Below are 15,254 nucleotides of genomic sequence, written 5' to 3'. Positions count from 1 at the left end.
ACCTCGATCCACACCTTGGGGATGCTCAGCGCATGACTGCGATTTCTCTCGGAATTCCGTCCGTTCCGACCAAGCTCGCCGACCGGCGGGTCAGCCGCAAGATCCAGGTCGGGTCGGTGGCGGTGGGCGGGGATGCGCCGGTGTCGGTGCAGTCGATGACGACGACGCGTACGTCGGACATCGGTGCGACGTTGCAACAGATCGCGGAGCTGACGGCGTCGGGCTGTCAGATCGTGCGGGTGGCGTGTCCGACGCAGGATGACGCGGACGCGTTGGCGACGATCGCGAAGAAGTCGCAGATCCCGGTGATCGCGGATATTCATTTCCAGCCGAAGTATGTGTTCGCGGCGATTGATGCGGGCTGTGCTGCGGTGCGGGTGAATCCGGGGAACATCAAGCAGTTCGACGACAAGGTGAAGGAGATCGCGCGGGCTGCGAAGGATGCGGGTACGCCGATCCGGATCGGTGTGAACGCGGGTTCGCTGGATGCGCGGTTGCTGAAGAAGTACGGGAAGGCGACTCCGGAGGCGTTGGTGGAGTCGGCGCTCTGGGAGGCGTCGCTCTTCGAGGAGCATGATTTCCGGGAGATCAAGATCTCGGTGAAGCACAACGATCCGGTGGTGATGGTGAATGCGTACCGGCAGTTGGCGGCGCAGTGTGATTACCCGTTGCATCTGGGGGTGACGGAGGCGGGTCCGGCGTTCCAGGGGACGATCAAGTCGGCTGTGGCGTTCGGTGCGTTGCTGTCGGAGGGGATCGGGGACACGATCCGGGTGTCGTTGTCGGCGCCGCCGGCCGAGGAGGTCAAGGTCGGTCTGCAGATTCTGGAGTCGTTGAATCTGAAGCAGCGTCGGCTGGAGATCGTGTCGTGTCCGTCGTGCGGGCGGGCGCAGGTGGATGTGTACAAGCTGGCGGACGAGGTCAGTGCGGGTCTTGAGGGCATGGAGGTGCCGTTGCGGGTGGCCGTGATGGGCTGTGTCGTCAATGGTCCGGGTGAGGCCCGTGAGGCGGATCTGGGTGTCGCGTCCGGCAACGGCAAGGGGCAGATCTTCGTGAAGGGCGAAGTCATCAAGACCGTGCCCGAGTCGAAGATCGTCGAGACGCTGATCGAGGAAGCCATGAAGATCGCCGAGCAGATGGAGAAGGACGGCATCGCCTCGGGCGAGCCCGAGGTCTCCATCAGCTGAACCACGATGCTCGCGACCGCGCCCCGCCGGATGAACACCGCCCGGCGGGGCGCAGCCGTGAGCGGCCTCACCGAGCGGCCCGGGAGAACGGCCTGAACCACTCCCCGTCGTGCACCAGGTCGTTATCCGGGCACGGGGCGGCGCGGATGAGGCTCTTTGGGTACAGTGCGGAAATCAGCAGACCGCATGGTGAGGCCCCCTCGTGTTGACGCAGACCACCACCCGGGTCCTCGAACCCAGCGACCTCGGCGCCGCTCTCGCCATCCTGGAGAGCGAACCCGTGGTCAATGCCTTCGTGACCGCCCGGGTCCGAATCGCAGGTCTCGATCCCTGGCGCCTCGGCGGCGAGATGTGGGGCTGGTACGCCGACGGACGGCTGCGCTCGCTGTGCTACTCGGGTGCCAACCTCGTACCGATCTGTGCCACCCCCGAAGCCGTCAGGGCCTTCGCCGACCGCGCCCGCCGGGCCGGCCGCCGCTGCTCCTCGATCGTCGGCCCCGCGGAGCCCACCGCCCAGCTGTGGCGGCTGCTCGAACCCGGCTGGGGCCCCGCCCGCGAGGTCCGGGCCCATCAGCCGCTCATGGTCACCGAGAGCCCGTCCGCCCAGGTCGCCCCCGACCCCCTGGTCCGCCGGATCCGCAAGGACGAGATGGACGTCCTCATGCCGGCCTGCGTGGCGATGTTCACCGAGGAGGTCGGCATCTCCCCGCTCGCGGGCGACGGCGGTCTCCTCTACCAGGCACGCGTCGCCGAACTCGTCGGCGCCGGCCGCTCGTTCGCCCGGATCGAGGACGGCAAGGTCCTCTTCAAGGCGGAGATCGGCGCGGCCACCCCGCAGGCCTGTCAGATCCAGGGCGTCTGGGTCGCTCCCGAACACCGCGGCCGAGGACACTCCGAGACCGGCATGGCGGCGGTCCTGCGCTACGCACTGGCCGATGTCGCACCCGTCGTCAGCCTGTACGTGAACGACTACAACACCCCCGCCCGCAGGGCGTACGCCAGGGTCGGCTTCCGCGAGACCGGCGCGTTCATGAGCGTGCTGTTCTGACCGGCGGTGGCCGGTGCATCCGCCCCGTACCGCCCACCCCGCCCGGGCCAGTAGGGTCGGCCCATGGCAGCAGTTTCCGGGGGCGGCCCCCATACTCCCAGCGTCCGGATCGGACCGATCGATCTCGCCGCGCGCGTGGACGAGGCGCTCGCCGTGCAGGCCGTCGCCTTCGGCCTGGGTCCGGAAGAGATCGAGGTGCGGCGCCACATCGTCCTCAGACACCTCGACCACCCCTGCGCCCGCGCCCTGGGCGCCACCACCCCCGACAGCCGGCTCGTCGGCTTCGTCTACGGCATGCCGAACGAACGCGGCCAGTGGTGGTCCACCGTCGTGGAGCCCTACCTCCGCGCCACCGGCTCCGCGCACTGGCTCGACGACTCGTTCGTCATCACCGAACTGCACGTCCACCCGGCGTTCCAGAACCGCGGCATCGGCCGCATGCTGATCACCGCCATCACGGACGCCGTCGACCACCCCCGGTCCATCCTCTCCGCGATCGACACGGACAGCCCGGCACGTGGCCTGTACCGCAGTCTCGGTTACCGGGACCTGGCCCGCCAGGTGCTCTTCCCCAGCGCTCCCAAGCCGTACGCGGTGATGGGAGCCCCGCTCCCGCTGCGTCGCAAGGGACAGGCGGGGACAGACCGGCAGCCAATCGATTTCCGCCCACCCGTACCACCCGGCTAACCTCCTGCACATCACCCTTCCAAGCAGGAGTTCATCATGGCCCAGGTCCAGCGCATGTCCCGATTGATGATCAAGACACTGCGCGACGACCCGGCGGACGCCGAGACGCTCAACCACAAGCTGCTCGTCCGGGCCGGTTACGTACGTCGCACGGCGGCCGGAATCTGGACCTGGCTGCCGCTCGGAAAGAAGGTCCTGGAGAACATCACCCGCGTCGTGCGCGAGGAGATGGACGCCATCGGCGGCCAGGAAGTGCTGCTTCCCGCGCTGCTCCCCAAGGAGTCGTACGACGCCAGCGGCCGCTACCACGAGTACGGCGATCTGCTGTTCAAGCTCAAGGACCGCAAGGGCGCCGAGTACCTCCTCGGCCCCACCCACGAAGAGATCTTCACCCAGGTCGTCAAGGATCAGATCACGTCCTACAAGGACCTGCCCGTGATCCTCTACCAGATCCAGACCAAGTACCGGGACGAGGCCCGCCCGCGCGCCGGTGTGCTGCGCGGCCGCGAGTTCCAGATGAAGGACTCGTACTCCTTCGACACCACGGACGAGGGGCTCGTCGAGGCGTACCAGCTGCACCGCGCCGCCTACATCCGGATCTTCGAGCGGCTCGGCCTCGACCACCGCATCGTCTCCGCCGTCTCCGGCGCCATGGGCGGCTCGGCCTCCGAGGAGTTCCTGGCCCCCGCCCCGGCCGGTGAGGACACCTTCGTCGACTGCCCCGCCTGCGACTACGCTGCCAACACGGAGGCCGTGACCTTCAAGGCCACCGCCGTGGACGGCTCGGCCCACGGCCCCGTCGAGGAGCTGGACACCCCCGACACCCCGACCATCGAGACGCTCGCCGCACACCTGGGCGTCCCGGCCTCCGCGACCCTGAAGAACCTGCTGGTCAAGGTCGACGGCGAGATCGTCGCCGTCGGCGTGCCCGGCGACCGCGAGGTCGACCTCGGCAAGCTCGGCGAGCACCTCGCGCCCGCCGTCGTCGAGCTGGTCACCGCGGAGGACTTCGTGGGCCGCCCGGAACTGGTACGCGGCTACGTCGGCCCGCAGGGTCTGGAGAAGGTCCGCTACATCGCCGACCCGCGCATCGCCGCCGGTACCGCCTGGATCACCGGCGCGAACAAGCCCGGCACCCACGCGAAGAACGTCGTCGTCGGCCGTGACTTCGAGGTCGACGACTACCTCGACGTCGTCGTCGTCGAGGAGGGCGACCCCTGCCCCAAGTGCGGCACCGGCCTCAAGCTGGACCGCGCCATCGAGATCGGCCACATCTTCCAGCTCGGCCGCAAGTTCGCGGACGCCTTCCAGCTCGATGTGCTCGGCCAGAACGGCAAGCCGGTCCGGGTCACCATGGGCTCGTACGGCATCGGCGTCTCCCGTGCCGTCGCCGCGCTCGCCGAGCAGACCGCCGACGAGCAGGGACTCTGCTGGCCCCGCGAGATCGCCCCGGCCGATGTCCACGTCGTCGCGGCGGGCAAGGCACTCCAGACGGAGCTGGCCCTGGACGTCTCCGAGAAGCTCGCCGCCGCCGGTGTGCGGGTCATGGTCGACGACCGTGCGGGCGTCTCGCCCGGTGTGAAGTTCACCGACGCCGAGCTGATCGGCGTCCCGAAGATCCTGGTCGCCGGCCGCCGCTCGGCCGAGGGCGTCCTGGAGCTCAAGGACCGCCGCACCGGCGAGCGCGAGGAGCTCACGGTCGACGAGGCGATCGCCCGTCTCATCGCCCAGGGCTGATACCGGAACGGACAGGAGGCCCCCGCGCGGTGCGCGGGGGCCTCCTGCGTTCGCGGACCGCTACAGCCAGCCGGCGAACTCCAGCGTCAGCTCACCCTCCTGGCGACGGCCGACCGCCAGCGCCCGGGTACCCGACTCCACCGCGCGGAAGAGCGTCCAGCCGTGCAGCCGTTCCCGGTCCACGTCCAGCGAATCGGCGAGCTTCTTGATTCGGCGACGGGCCGTCGTCGGACCGCCCGGGGAGGCGATCAGATCCTCGACGCGGTCGCGTACCAGGCGCGCCAGATCGTAGGCCCGCTCGCCGACCAGCGGCTCCGGCCCGACCGTCAGCCAGGGCACCCGCTCACCCGCGAGTACCTTGCTCTGGCGGAAGTTGCCGTGCAGCAACAGGAGTTCGGGGGAGTGGGCGACCAGCTCCTCGCGCGCCGCGAGCGCCTCGGAGACCAGCGGGGCGAGGTTCGGTTCGGCCGCGGCGCAGGCGCGCATCGGCTCCGTACGGCGCCCGGTCCGTTCCGCGACCGTCTCGAATCCATGACCGGCCGGCGGCTCGACCCACAGCCGGCGCACCGTCCCCGCCGCCTCCAGCAGCGCCTTCGCCTCCGGCAGCGAGCGCAGCGACATCTCGGGGTGCAACCGCTCCAGCAGCAGGGCGCCGGGGCCGGAGCCGAGGAGCCGTACCGCGCCCCAGCCGTTCCAGTGTGCGAGCGCCGCCCGTTCCAGCTCGGGTGCGGCCCCGGACGGAGTGAGCTTCAGCGCGGCCGGGGTGCCGTCGGAGCACGTCACCAGCAGGACCAGACTGCTGCGGCCGCCAGGGGTGGCGATCCGGTCCACGGTCACCTGCTGCCCGGTCGACGACAGCGCTTCCTCGGTCAGTGCGGGAATCCGCGCGAGCCAGTCGGCGGCGTCATCCCCGTACGACTCGCCGAGCGCTCGCACCAGACGCTGCGGCGGTTCGAAACCCATGCGTGCTTTGTTCCCTTTCAGAGCTTCTTCAGTGCGTAGCGCCGGACCCGTGCTTCGCAGTGGTCCCGTCGGCGGTCAGCTCGGCGAGCCCGGGAAAGGGTACGCCGCTGCCCCGCCAGCGGACCGTACGCACCGCGGCCTCCCGCAGCGCGTCCGCGGCCTCCCGCCTGAGCGGCCCGTCGGCGGCCCGTACAAGATCCGAGTAGACGCCCGCGACCCGGTCCTCCAGCAGGGCGGCCAGTCGCACCGCCGCGGCCGGGTCTGGCACCGCGAACGGCAGAGCGTACGCGGCCTCTGCCGCCACCGGCTCACCGCCCAGGTCGCTCACGGTCCGCACCAGCGCGTCGCGCCGGGCCCGGTGCGCGTGGTAAGCAGCCGTGGCCTCGGCCCGGCGGCCGTCGGCGACCCGGCCGCCGACCACCCCGTACCCGTACACCGCCGCGTGCTCGGCGGCCAGGGCGGCCTGCGCCGCCTTCAGCGTCCCGGCGCTCATGACGAGGTCTCCTTGGCAAGCTCGGTCAGCAGATAGGTGTGGGCCGCGCCCGCCGCCGCGATGGACGCCAGCAGCCGGGCCAGCTCCGGCGGGGCCTTCAGCAGCGTCGCCGTATGGGCGTCCGCGGTGCGGCGCTCCGCCGCGGCCAGCTCCTTGACGGCGGCCGCGGCGTCGGTAGCAGGTGCCTGCGAGAACACGGGCGTCCCGCCGCCGTCGGGCGCCAGCGCCTTGGCATGGGCCCGTACGGCGTCCCGCAGCGGCGAGAGACCGGCGGCGGTCGCCGGATAGGCCCTGACCACGTGTTCGTACCGGGCGAGCAGTTCCCTGCTGGTACCGGCGGCGCTCGTCCGGAGCGTCCGCTCCGTCCGCGCGGCCAGCGCCTGCGCGGCCGCTGTCGTCGCGTCGGTACCGGCGGAGCCCTCCCCGGGCCCGGACCCGTCACCGCAGCCGGCCAGCACCGCCCCCATGGCGATCGCTCCCGTCGCGGTGAACGCACCTCTGCGCGTCGTCCCCGTGCGCCGCACTTGTTCTCCTCCGGGCTTGGACCTGTTGTGACTGGATCTGTCCTGAAGTGATCACCGCAGGCGAGCGTACCCGCGGCCGCGGAGCAGGCGGACGCCAACACCCCTCGGGACCGGATACCCTTTGACCTGACACGCGAGATCCCCACAACAGCACACGCGGCCGAGGAGTCACCCGGATGAGCACGACCCAGAGCGAGAGGCTGCGCGGACTGCTCGAACCGCTCGTCAGCGCCGAACAGCTGGATCTCGAAGAGATCGAGGTGTCCCGGGCGGGCCGCCGCCGGGTGCTGCGGATCATCGTGGACTCCGAAGAGGGCGTGGAGCTGGATGCCTGCGCCGAGCTGAGCCGCGCGATCTCCGAGAAGCTCGACGAGACCGACGCGATGGGCGAGGGCGAGTACGTCCTCGAAGTCAGTTCCCCCGGTGCCGACCGTCCGCTGACGGAGCACCGCCACTACGTACGTGCCACGGGCCGCCTGGCCAAGCTGCAGCTGCGCGAGGGCGGCGACCTGGTGGCCCGCATCCTCGCCGTGGACGAAGAAGGGCTCGACCTCGAAGTGCCGGGCGTCAAGGGCCGCAGGCCGACGTCCCGCCGGGTCGCCTTCGACGACATCGCCAAGGCGCGCGTGGAGATCGAATTCAGCCGCAAGGACAAGAAGGAAGAGGAGGCGTAGCCGTGGACATCGATGTGAAGCTCTTGAAGGGCTTGGCACAGGACAAGGAGATCCCCTTCGACGTGCTCGTCGAGGCGATCGAGTCGGCCCTCCTCATCGCCTACCACCGTACGGACGGAAGCCACCGCCGCGCGCGCGTGGAGCTCGACGCGCGCGGCCACGTGACGGTGTGGGCGAAGGAGGACCCGGCCGACCTCGAACCGGGCCAGGAGCCCAAGGAGTTCGACGACACCCCGTCCGGTTTCGGCCGGATCGCCGCGACCACCGCCAAGCAGGTCATCCTGCAGCGGCTGCGCGACGCCGAGGACGACAGGACGTTCGGGGAGTACGCGGGCCACGAGGGCGATGTCGTCACCGGCGTCGTCCAGCAGGGCAAGGACCCGAAGAACGTCCTGGTCGACATCGGCAAGCTGGAAGCCATTCTTCCGGTGCAGGAGCAGGTACCGGGCGAGGAGTACACCCACGGCCTGCGCCTGCGTACGTACGTCGTACGGGTCGCCAAGGGCGTGCGCGGTCCGTCCGTGACGCTGTCGCGGACCCACCCCAACCTGGTGAAGAAGCTCTTCGCGCTGGAGGTCCCGGAGATCGCGGACGGTTCCGTCGAGATCTGCGCGATCGCCCGCGAGGCCGGCCACCGCACCAAGATCGCGGTCCGTTCGACCCGCTCCGGGCTGAATGCCAAGGGTGCCTGCATCGGCCCGATGGGTGGCCGGGTGCGCAATGTCATGGCCGAGCTGCACGGCGAGAAGATCGACATCGTGGACTGGTCGGACGACCCGGCCGAGATGGTCGCCAACGCTCTGTCCCCCGCACGGGTGAGCAAGGTCGAGGTCGTGGACCTCGGTGCGCGGTCCGCCCGGGTCACCGTCCCGGACTACCAACTGTCGCTCGCGATCGGCAAGGAGGGGCAGAATGCCCGCCTCGCCGCCCGCCTCACCGGCTGGCGCATCGACATCCGTCCGGACACCGAGACCGATGCCGAGCGCGACATCGCCGACCGCGAGCGGGCCGAGCGGGCCCGCGAGCGTTCCGAGCGCGGCTGACACGACCCGGTAGTTCCGGGCGGGCGGCGCGCGCCGGATCACCGGGCGCGGGCCCGAAAACAGGTTCCCCGGGCTCGGTCGCGCCGGGCCCGGGGAATACATCGGGACGACAGGGCGCTGAGATCACGACAACATCCGTTCGATTTTTGCCCCAAAGGGGTGAGGTCGGCGCGGGGAGGTAGACTTAACCGTGTCTGGCCGGACGCAAGCCCGTGCCTGCCCTGAGCGAACCTGTGTGGGATGCCGGGAGCGGGCGGCCAAGAGCGAGCTGCTGCGCATCGTCGCGGACGAGGACGCCTGCGTCCCTGATCCTCGCGGTACGCTGCCCGGCCGGGGTGCCTATGTACACCCCGTCTCAGTCTGTCTGGACCTGGCGGTTCGCCGCCGGGCATTCCCCCGGGCCTTCAAGGCCAAGGGGCCGTTCGACACCGCCGCGGTGCAGCGGTTCGTCGAGCGGGTGACACCGTAAGAAATGAACGGCACGGGACCCCGTGCGGTCAGGTACCTCGCGAGTTGGAAGTAGGTCGAGATTGCGATGAGCACTCGATGAGTACGCGATGAGTACGCCCATGAAGTAGCGACGGTCCGGCGGTAACCCGGACCTAAAAGGAGCGAAGTGGCTAAGGTCCGGGTATACGAACTCGCCAAGGAGTTCGGCGTCGAGAGCAAGGTCGTCATGGCCAAGCTCCAAGAACTCGGTGAATTCGTCCGTTCGGCGTCCTCGACGATCGAGGCGCCGGTTGTACGCAAGTTGACTGACGCACTGCAGGGGCCCGGCGGCAACGCCGGCAAGTCCGCTGCGAAGCCTGGCGCGCCCCGCAAGGCGACGCCCGCAAAGCCCGCAGCGCCCTCCCCGGCCGCTGCGGCACGTCCCGCTGCCCCGAAGCCCGGCGCCCCGGCCCCCAAGCCGGCCGCCGCAGCCCCGGCGAGCAGCACCCCCGCGGCGCCCTCCGCGCCGTCCGCAGGCCCGCGTCCGGGTCCGAAGCCCGCGCCCAAGCCCGCTCCGGTGACTCCGGTCCCCGCCGCGGAGTTCTCGGCTCCGGCTCCGGCCCAGCCCGCTGCCCCGCAGCAGCAGGCCCCGCGTCCCACGGGCGCCACCCCCGGACCTCGTCCGGCCGGTGGTCACGCCCGCCCGGGCGGCGGTCAGCGTGACGGTGGCCGTGGCGGCGAGCGTGGCGACCGTCCCGCACGTCCCGCAGGCCAGGGCGCTCCGCGACCTGGCGGCTCCCGCCCGGCCGGTCCCCGTCCGGGCAACAACCCCTTCACCTCCGGTGGCTCGACGGGCATGGCCCGTCCGCAGGCGCCCCGTCCCGGCGGCGCCCCGCGTCCCGGTGGCGGTCAGGACCGTCCGGGCGCCCCGCGTCCGCAGGGCGGCCCCGGCGGCGCCCCGCGCCCGCAGGGCCAGGGCGGTGCTCGTCCCACTCCGGGCGGCATGCCCCGTCCGCAGGCTCCCCGTCCGGGCGGTGCCCCCGGTGGTAACCGTCCGAACCCGGGCATGATGCCGCAGCGTCCCGCTGCCGGCCCGCGTCCCGGCGGTGGCCCCGGCGGTGGCCGTGGTCCCGGTGGTGGCGGTCGTCCCGGCGGTGGCGGCGCAGGTCGTCCCGGTGGCGGCGGCTTCGCGGGCCGTCCGGCCGGTCCCGGTGGTGGCGGCGGCGGTTTCGCCGGTCGTCCCGGTGGCGGCGGTGGCGGCGCGGGTCGTCCCGGCGGTGGCGGCGGCTTCGGCGGTCGTCCCGGCTTCGGTGGACGTCCCGGCGGCCCCGGTGGCCGTGGTGGCACACAGGGCGCGTTCGGCCGTCCCGGCGGTCCCGCGCGTCGTGGTCGCAAGTCGAAGCGGCAGAGGCGCCAGGAGTACGAGGCCATGCAGGCCCCGTCGGTCGGCGGCGTCATGCTGCCTCGCGGCAACGGACAGTCCGTCCGTCTGTCGCGCGGTGCCTCCCTCACCGACTTCGCGGAGAAGATCAACGCCAACCCGGCGTCGCTCGTCGCCGTGATGATGAACCTCGGCGAGATGGTCACCGCCACGCAGTCCGTCTCCGACGACACGCTCAAGCTGCTCGCCGAAGAGATGAACTACGTCCTGGAGATCGTCAGCCCGGAGGAGGAGGACCGCGAGCTGCTCGAGTCCTTCGACATCGAGTTCGGCGAGGACGAGGGCGGCGAAGAGGCGCTCATCCCGCGTCCGCCGGTCGTGACCGTCATGGGTCACGTCGACCACGGTAAGACCCGACTGCTGGACGCGATCCGCAAGACGAACGTCGTCGCGGGCGAGGCCGGCGGTATCACGCAGCACATCGGTGCGTACCAGGTCTCCTCCGAGGTCAACGGCGAGGACCGCCGGATCACCTTCATCGACACCCCGGGTCACGAGGCGTTCACCGCCATGCGTGCCCGTGGTGCGAAGTCCACCGACATCGCGATCCTCGTGGTGGCGGCGAACGACGGTGTGATGCCCCAGACGATCGAAGCGCTGAACCACGCCAAGGCGGCCGACGTGCCGATCGTGGTCGCGGTCAACAAGATCGACGTCGAGGGCGCGGACCCGACCAAGGTGCGCGGCCAGCTCACCGAGTTCGGTCTGGTGGCCGAGGAGTACGGCGGCGACACGATGTTCGTCGACATCTCCGCCAAGCAGGGCCTCAACATCGAGGCTCTTCTGGAGGCCGTCGTCCTCACCGCCGACGCCTCGCTCGACCTGCGGGCCAACCCGGAGCAGGACGCGCAGGGTATTGCGATCGAGTCCCACCTCGACCGCGGCCGCGGTGCCGTCTCGACGGTCCTGGTCCAGCGCGGCACGCTGCGCATCGGCGACACGATGGTCGTCGGCGACGCGTACGGCCGTGTCCGGGCGATGCTCGACGACAACGGCAACAACGTCGAGGAAGCGGGTCCGTCGACCCCCGTCCTCGTGCTGGGTCTCACCAACGTCCCGGGTGCCGGCGACAACTTCCTGGTGGTCGACGAGGACCGTACGGCCCGTCAGATCGCCGAGAAGCGTGCCGCCCGTGAGCGCAACGCCAACTTCGCCCGCAAGGGTGTCAGGTTCTCCCTGGAGAACCTGGACGAGGCGCTCAAGGCCGGTCTGGTCCAGGAGCTCAACCTCATCATCAAGGGCGACGCGTCCGGTTCGGTGGAGGCTCTCGAGTCCTCGCTGCTCCAGCTCGACGTCGGCGACGAGGTCGACATCCGGGTCCTGCACCGCGGTGTGGGTGCGGTCACCGAGTCGGACATCGACCTGGCGACCGGCTCCGACGCCATCGTCATCGGCTTCAACGTCCGCGCTGCCGGGCGTGCCCAGCAGATGGCGGAGCGCGAGGGTGTCGACGTCCGCTACTACTCGGTGATCTACCAGGCCATCGAGGAGATCGAGGCGGCCCTCAAGGGCATGCTCAAGCCGGAGTACGAAGAGGTCGAGCTCGGTACGGCGGAGATCCGCGAGATCTTCCGCTCGTCCAAGCTGGGCAACATCGCCGGTGTGCTGGTCCGGTCCGGCGAGGTCAAGCGCAACACCAAGGCGCGCCTGCTGCGCGATGGCAAGGTCATCGCGGAGAACCTCAACATCTCGGGTCTGCGCCGCTTCAAGGACGACGTCACCGAGATCCGCGAAGGCTTCGAGGGCGGTATCAACCTCGGAAACTTCAACGACATCAAGATCGACGACGTCATCGCGACGTACGAGATGCGCGAGAAGCCGCGAGGCTGACCCGTACCTCAACAGTCGGGGCCGGTCGACGGGTCATATTTCCGTCGATCGGCCCCGGCCGTTCCGTGTACGGTTCTTGTGTCCCTGCCAAAAGCGCAGGGCACGAACCCGAACCGGCGGGACATCCGGACATACATGTATGTGGGGACACTGTCCTTCGATCTGCTCCTCGGCGACGTACGGTCGTTGAAGGAGAAACGCTCCGTCGTCCGTCCGATCGTCGCCGAACTCCAGCGCAAGTACGCGGTGAGCGTGGCGGAGGTGGGCGGTCAGGATCTCCACCGCAGGGCCGAGATCGGCCTCGCCGTGGTCTCCGGGGACACCGGACACCTCACAGACGTACTCGACCGGTGCGAGCGGCTGATCGCTGCCCGGCCCGAGGTGGAGCTGTTGTCCGTACGACGACGGCTGCACAGCGACGAAGACGATTGAGCAAGGCTGAGAAGGAGAAGGACCAGTGGCCGACAACGCGCGGGCGAAAAAGCTGGCGGACCTCATCCAGGAGGTGGTGGCCGAGAAACTGCAGCGTGGTATCAAGGACCCGCGTCTGGGTACGCACGTGACCATCACGGACACCCGCGTCACCGGTGACCTGCGGGAGGCCACGGTCTTCTACACGGTCTACGGCGACGACGAGGAGCGGGCGAGCGCGGCGGCCGGCCTGGAAAGCGCCAAGGGCATCCTGCGTTCCGCGGTCGGAGCGGCGGCGGGGACGAAGTTCACCCCCACGCTGGCCTTCGTGGCCGACGCCCTTCCGGAGAACGCCAAGGCGATCGAGGACCTCCTCGACCGGGCGCGTGCCTCGGACGCGCGGGTGCGCGAGGCGTCCTCGGGCGCCACGTACGCCGGTGGCGCGGACCCGTACCGCAAGGCGGGCGACGAGAACGACGAGGACACCGCCTCCGAATGACACCGCAGAACAGGACTCCCGGTCGGGGGAGCGGGAGCGCAGCGACCTCGGACAAGGGGGGCGGGCGACTGGAGGGCGGCCTTGTCATCGTCGACAAGCCGTCCGGCTTCACTTCGCACGACGTCGTCGCCAAGATGCGCGGCATCGCCCGGACCCGCCGCGTCGGCCATGCCGGCACGCTGGACCCGATGGCGACGGGCGTTCTCGTGCTCGGTGTCGAGAAGGCCACCAAGCTGCTGGGCCATCTCGCACTGACCGAGAAGGAGTACCTCGGCACGATCCGGCTCGGTCAGAACACGGTCACGGACGACGCGGAGGGCGAGATCACCTCGTCCACCGACGCGTCCGGTGTGACCCGTGAGGGGATCGACGCCGGGGTCGCGGCCCTGACCGGACCGATCATGCAGGTGCCGTCCAAGGTCAGCGCCATCAAGATCGACGGCAAGCGGTCCTACGCCCGGGTCCGCGGCGGCGAGGAGTTCGAGATCCCGGCCCGGCCGGTGACGATCTCGTCCTTCAACGTCTACGACGTCCGCGAGGCGGTCGCCGAGGACGGGACGCCGGTCGTCGACCTGGTCGTCTCCGTCGTCTGCTCCTCCGGTACGTACATCCGCGCGATCGCCCGCGACCTCGGCGCCGGGCTCGGCGTCGGCGGGCATCTGACCGCGCTGCGGCGGACCCGGGTCGGGCCGTACGGACTCGACGTGGCGCGGACGCTCGACCAGCACCAGCAGGAGCTGACCGTGATGCCGGTGGCCGAGGCCGCCGCGTCGGCGTTCCCTCGCTGGGACGTGGACGAGAAGCGCGCCAAGCTGCTGCTGAACGGGGTGCGGCTGGACATGCCCGCCTTCCCGCCGGGACCGGTCGGGGTCTTCGGGCCCGACGGACGGTTCCTGGTGCTCGTCGAGGAGCAGAAGGGCAAGGCCAAGAGCCTCGCCGTCTTCGCCTGACCGGTGCCCCGGCTCCCGGGGCCTCGTCGTGGAGCGGGCGGGCCCGGTGCCCGCTCCACGATCCCCCACCGGTTTCTGTCCACCGGACGCCATGAATTCACCCCAACGGGCAGGCGCACGGAGTGAATCAGGGGTGCATTCGGGGGCGCTTCTACTCCGAGTGGGTACGCGCTGATCATCACCGAGCTGACGCCGGCCCGAGCGTGCGGCGGCCGGTGGAGGCGTCAGCGAGTCCCAAAACGATACCGATGCAGGCCGCGGGGCGTGAGCATGGCAGTCTTAGACCTGCGTAACAAGCAATTTCACGTACACGGGTTCGGGCGAGGAGCGGTCACAGTGCAGCGCTGGCGTGGCTTGGAGGACATCCCCGAGGGCTGGGGACGCAGCGTCGTCACCATCGGTTCCTACGACGGGGTGCACCGCGGGCACCAGCTGATCATCGGGCGGGCCGTGGAGCGGGCCCGCGAGCTGGGCGTGCCGTCGGTCGTGGTGACCTTCGACCCGCACCCTAGCGAAGTCGTACGGCCCGGCAGCCACCCGCCGCTGCTCGCCCCGCACCACCGGCGCGCCGAGCTGATGGCGGAGCTGGATGTGGACGCGGTGCTGATCCTGCCGTTCACCTCCGAGTTCTCCAAGCTGGCGCCCGCCGACTTCATCGTGAAGGTGCTCGTCGACAAGCTGCACGCGCAGCTGGTCATCGAGGGTCCGAACTTCCGCTTCGGCCACAAGGCGGCCGGGAATGTGCAACTGCTCACCGAGTTCGGCGAGACCTACGACTACGGCGTCGAGGTCATCGACCTGTATGTGAGAGGCGAGGCGGGCGGCGGCGAGCCGTTCTCCTCCACCCTTACCCGACGGCTGGTCGCCGAGGGCGATGTCGCGGGCGCCGCCGAGATCCTGGGCCATCCGCACCGCGTCGAGGGCGTCGTGGTCCGCGGCGCCCAGCGCGGCCGCGACATGGGCTTCCCCACGGCCAACGTGGAGACCCTGCCGCACACCGCGATCCCCGCCGACGGCGTCTACGCGGGCTGGCTCAATGTGAACGACGAGGCGATGCCCGCCGCGATCTCCGTCGGCACGAACCCGCAATTCGACGGCACCGAGCGGACCGTGGAGGCGTACGCGATCGACCGCGTCGGCCTCGACCTGTACGGGCTGCATGTCTCGGTGGACTTCCTCGCGTACGTACGCGGGATGCTGAAGTTCGACTCGATCGACGAACTGCTCATGGCGATGGCCGCCGATGTGAAGCGGTGCAGCGAGCTGGTCGCCGAGTACGAGCGCGGCTGACTCCCCCCTCGTGCACGGCCGGGGCCGGGACCGTCGAGAACGGTCCGG

15 protein-coding genes are annotated in these 15,254 nt (G+C 70.3%); 12 read left to right on the top strand and 3 right to left on the bottom strand.

Annotation, left to right across the window (positions count from 1 at the left end):
- Positions 1-32 precede the first annotated feature (32 nt).
- The 4 genes from ispG to ACZ7L9_RS28455 all read left to right on the top strand — a co-directional run bounded on the left by ispG (position 33) and on the right by ACZ7L9_RS28455 (position 4,659).
- Positions 33-1,187 carry a flavodoxin-dependent (E)-4-hydroxy-3-methylbut-2-enyl-diphosphate synthase gene (gene ispG, locus ACZ7L9_RS28470; protein ID WP_471419678.1) on the top strand — a complete coding sequence of 385 codons (1,155 nt, stop codon included), beginning with the start codon at positions 33-35 and terminating at the stop codon, positions 1,185-1,187.
- Positions 1,188-1,389: 202 nt separating this feature from the next.
- Positions 1,390-2,235, top strand: a complete 846-nt coding sequence (locus tag ACZ7L9_RS28465; protein WP_471419556.1) for a GNAT family N-acetyltransferase — start codon at positions 1,390-1,392, stop codon at positions 2,233-2,235.
- 63 nt (positions 2,236-2,298) lie between these two features.
- Positions 2,299-2,922: a GNAT family N-acetyltransferase gene (locus ACZ7L9_RS28460; protein WP_471419554.1), complete on the top strand. Its 624-nt coding sequence runs from the start codon at positions 2,299-2,301 to the stop codon at positions 2,920-2,922.
- Between the two features lie 36 nt (positions 2,923-2,958).
- On the top strand, positions 2,959-4,659 hold the full coding sequence (locus ACZ7L9_RS28455; RefSeq protein WP_471419553.1) for a proline--tRNA ligase: 1,701 nt from the start codon (positions 2,959-2,961) through the stop codon (positions 4,657-4,659).
- A gap of 60 nt (positions 4,660-4,719) precedes the next feature.
- Here the strand turns inward: ACZ7L9_RS28455 and ACZ7L9_RS28450 are convergent, their stop codons facing one another.
- From ACZ7L9_RS28450 to ACZ7L9_RS28440, 3 genes are read right to left on the bottom strand one after another with little or no spacing between them, the layout of a single operon-like run.
- Complete coding sequence (locus ACZ7L9_RS28450) at positions 4,720-5,622, bottom strand: aminoglycoside phosphotransferase family protein (RefSeq protein ID WP_471419551.1); 903 nt, start codon at positions 5,620-5,622, stop codon at positions 4,720-4,722.
- Positions 5,623-5,650: 28 nt separating this feature from the next.
- Positions 5,651-6,115, bottom strand: a complete 465-nt coding sequence (locus ACZ7L9_RS28445; protein ID WP_471419549.1) for a ferritin-like domain-containing protein — start codon at positions 6,113-6,115, stop codon at positions 5,651-5,653.
- Positions 6,112-6,639, bottom strand: coding sequence for a hypothetical protein (locus tag ACZ7L9_RS28440; RefSeq protein WP_471419547.1), 528 nt, complete (start codon positions 6,637-6,639; stop codon positions 6,112-6,114). Before ACZ7L9_RS28440 ends, ACZ7L9_RS28445 begins: the two co-directional genes overlap by 4 nt.
- 176 nt (positions 6,640-6,815) lie before the next feature.
- Between ACZ7L9_RS28440 and rimP the strand changes: the two genes are divergently transcribed.
- The 8 genes from rimP to ACZ7L9_RS28400 all read left to right on the top strand — a co-directional run bounded on the left by rimP (position 6,816) and on the right by ACZ7L9_RS28400 (position 15,206).
- The gene (rimP, locus tag ACZ7L9_RS28435; protein WP_471419545.1) at positions 6,816-7,313 is read left to right on the top strand and encodes a ribosome maturation factor RimP; all 498 of its coding nucleotides are present in this window, start codon (positions 6,816-6,818) and stop codon (positions 7,311-7,313) included.
- Positions 7,314-7,315: 2 nt separating this feature from the next.
- Positions 7,316-8,356, top strand: a complete 1,041-nt coding sequence (gene nusA, locus ACZ7L9_RS28430; protein ID WP_384464155.1) for a transcription termination factor NusA — start codon at positions 7,316-7,318, stop codon at positions 8,354-8,356.
- A 190-nt stretch (positions 8,357-8,546) separates the two neighbouring features.
- The gene (locus ACZ7L9_RS28425) at positions 8,547-8,825 is read left to right on the top strand and encodes a YlxR family protein (RefSeq protein WP_266749022.1); all 279 of its coding nucleotides are present in this window, start codon (positions 8,547-8,549) and stop codon (positions 8,823-8,825) included.
- Between the two features lie 147 nt (positions 8,826-8,972).
- The gene (gene infB, locus ACZ7L9_RS28420; protein WP_471419543.1) at positions 8,973-12,056 is read left to right on the top strand and encodes a translation initiation factor IF-2; all 3,084 of its coding nucleotides are present in this window, start codon (positions 8,973-8,975) and stop codon (positions 12,054-12,056) included.
- A gap of 135 nt (positions 12,057-12,191) precedes the next feature.
- Positions 12,192-12,488 (top strand): DUF503 domain-containing protein, encoded by a 297-nt coding sequence (locus ACZ7L9_RS28415; RefSeq protein WP_389999194.1) that lies wholly within the window; start codon positions 12,192-12,194, stop codon positions 12,486-12,488.
- 25 nt (positions 12,489-12,513) lie between these two features.
- Positions 12,514-12,966, top strand: coding sequence for a 30S ribosome-binding factor RbfA (rbfA, locus tag ACZ7L9_RS28410; protein WP_471419541.1), 453 nt, complete (start codon positions 12,514-12,516; stop codon positions 12,964-12,966).
- Positions 12,963-13,916: a tRNA pseudouridine(55) synthase TruB gene (truB, locus tag ACZ7L9_RS28405; protein WP_471419539.1), complete on the top strand. Its 954-nt coding sequence runs from the start codon at positions 12,963-12,965 to the stop codon at positions 13,914-13,916. The genes rbfA and truB overlap by 4 nt, the downstream gene beginning before the upstream one ends.
- 336 nt (positions 13,917-14,252) lie before the next feature.
- Positions 14,253-15,206, top strand: coding sequence for a bifunctional riboflavin kinase/FAD synthetase (locus ACZ7L9_RS28400; protein ID WP_471419538.1), 954 nt, complete (start codon positions 14,253-14,255; stop codon positions 15,204-15,206).
- Positions 15,207-15,254 lie beyond the last annotated feature (48 nt).

It is taken from the genome of Streptomyces sp. NPDC111516 (assembly GCF_055635345.1).
This window is presented reverse-complemented; position numbering and strand designations above follow the sequence as displayed.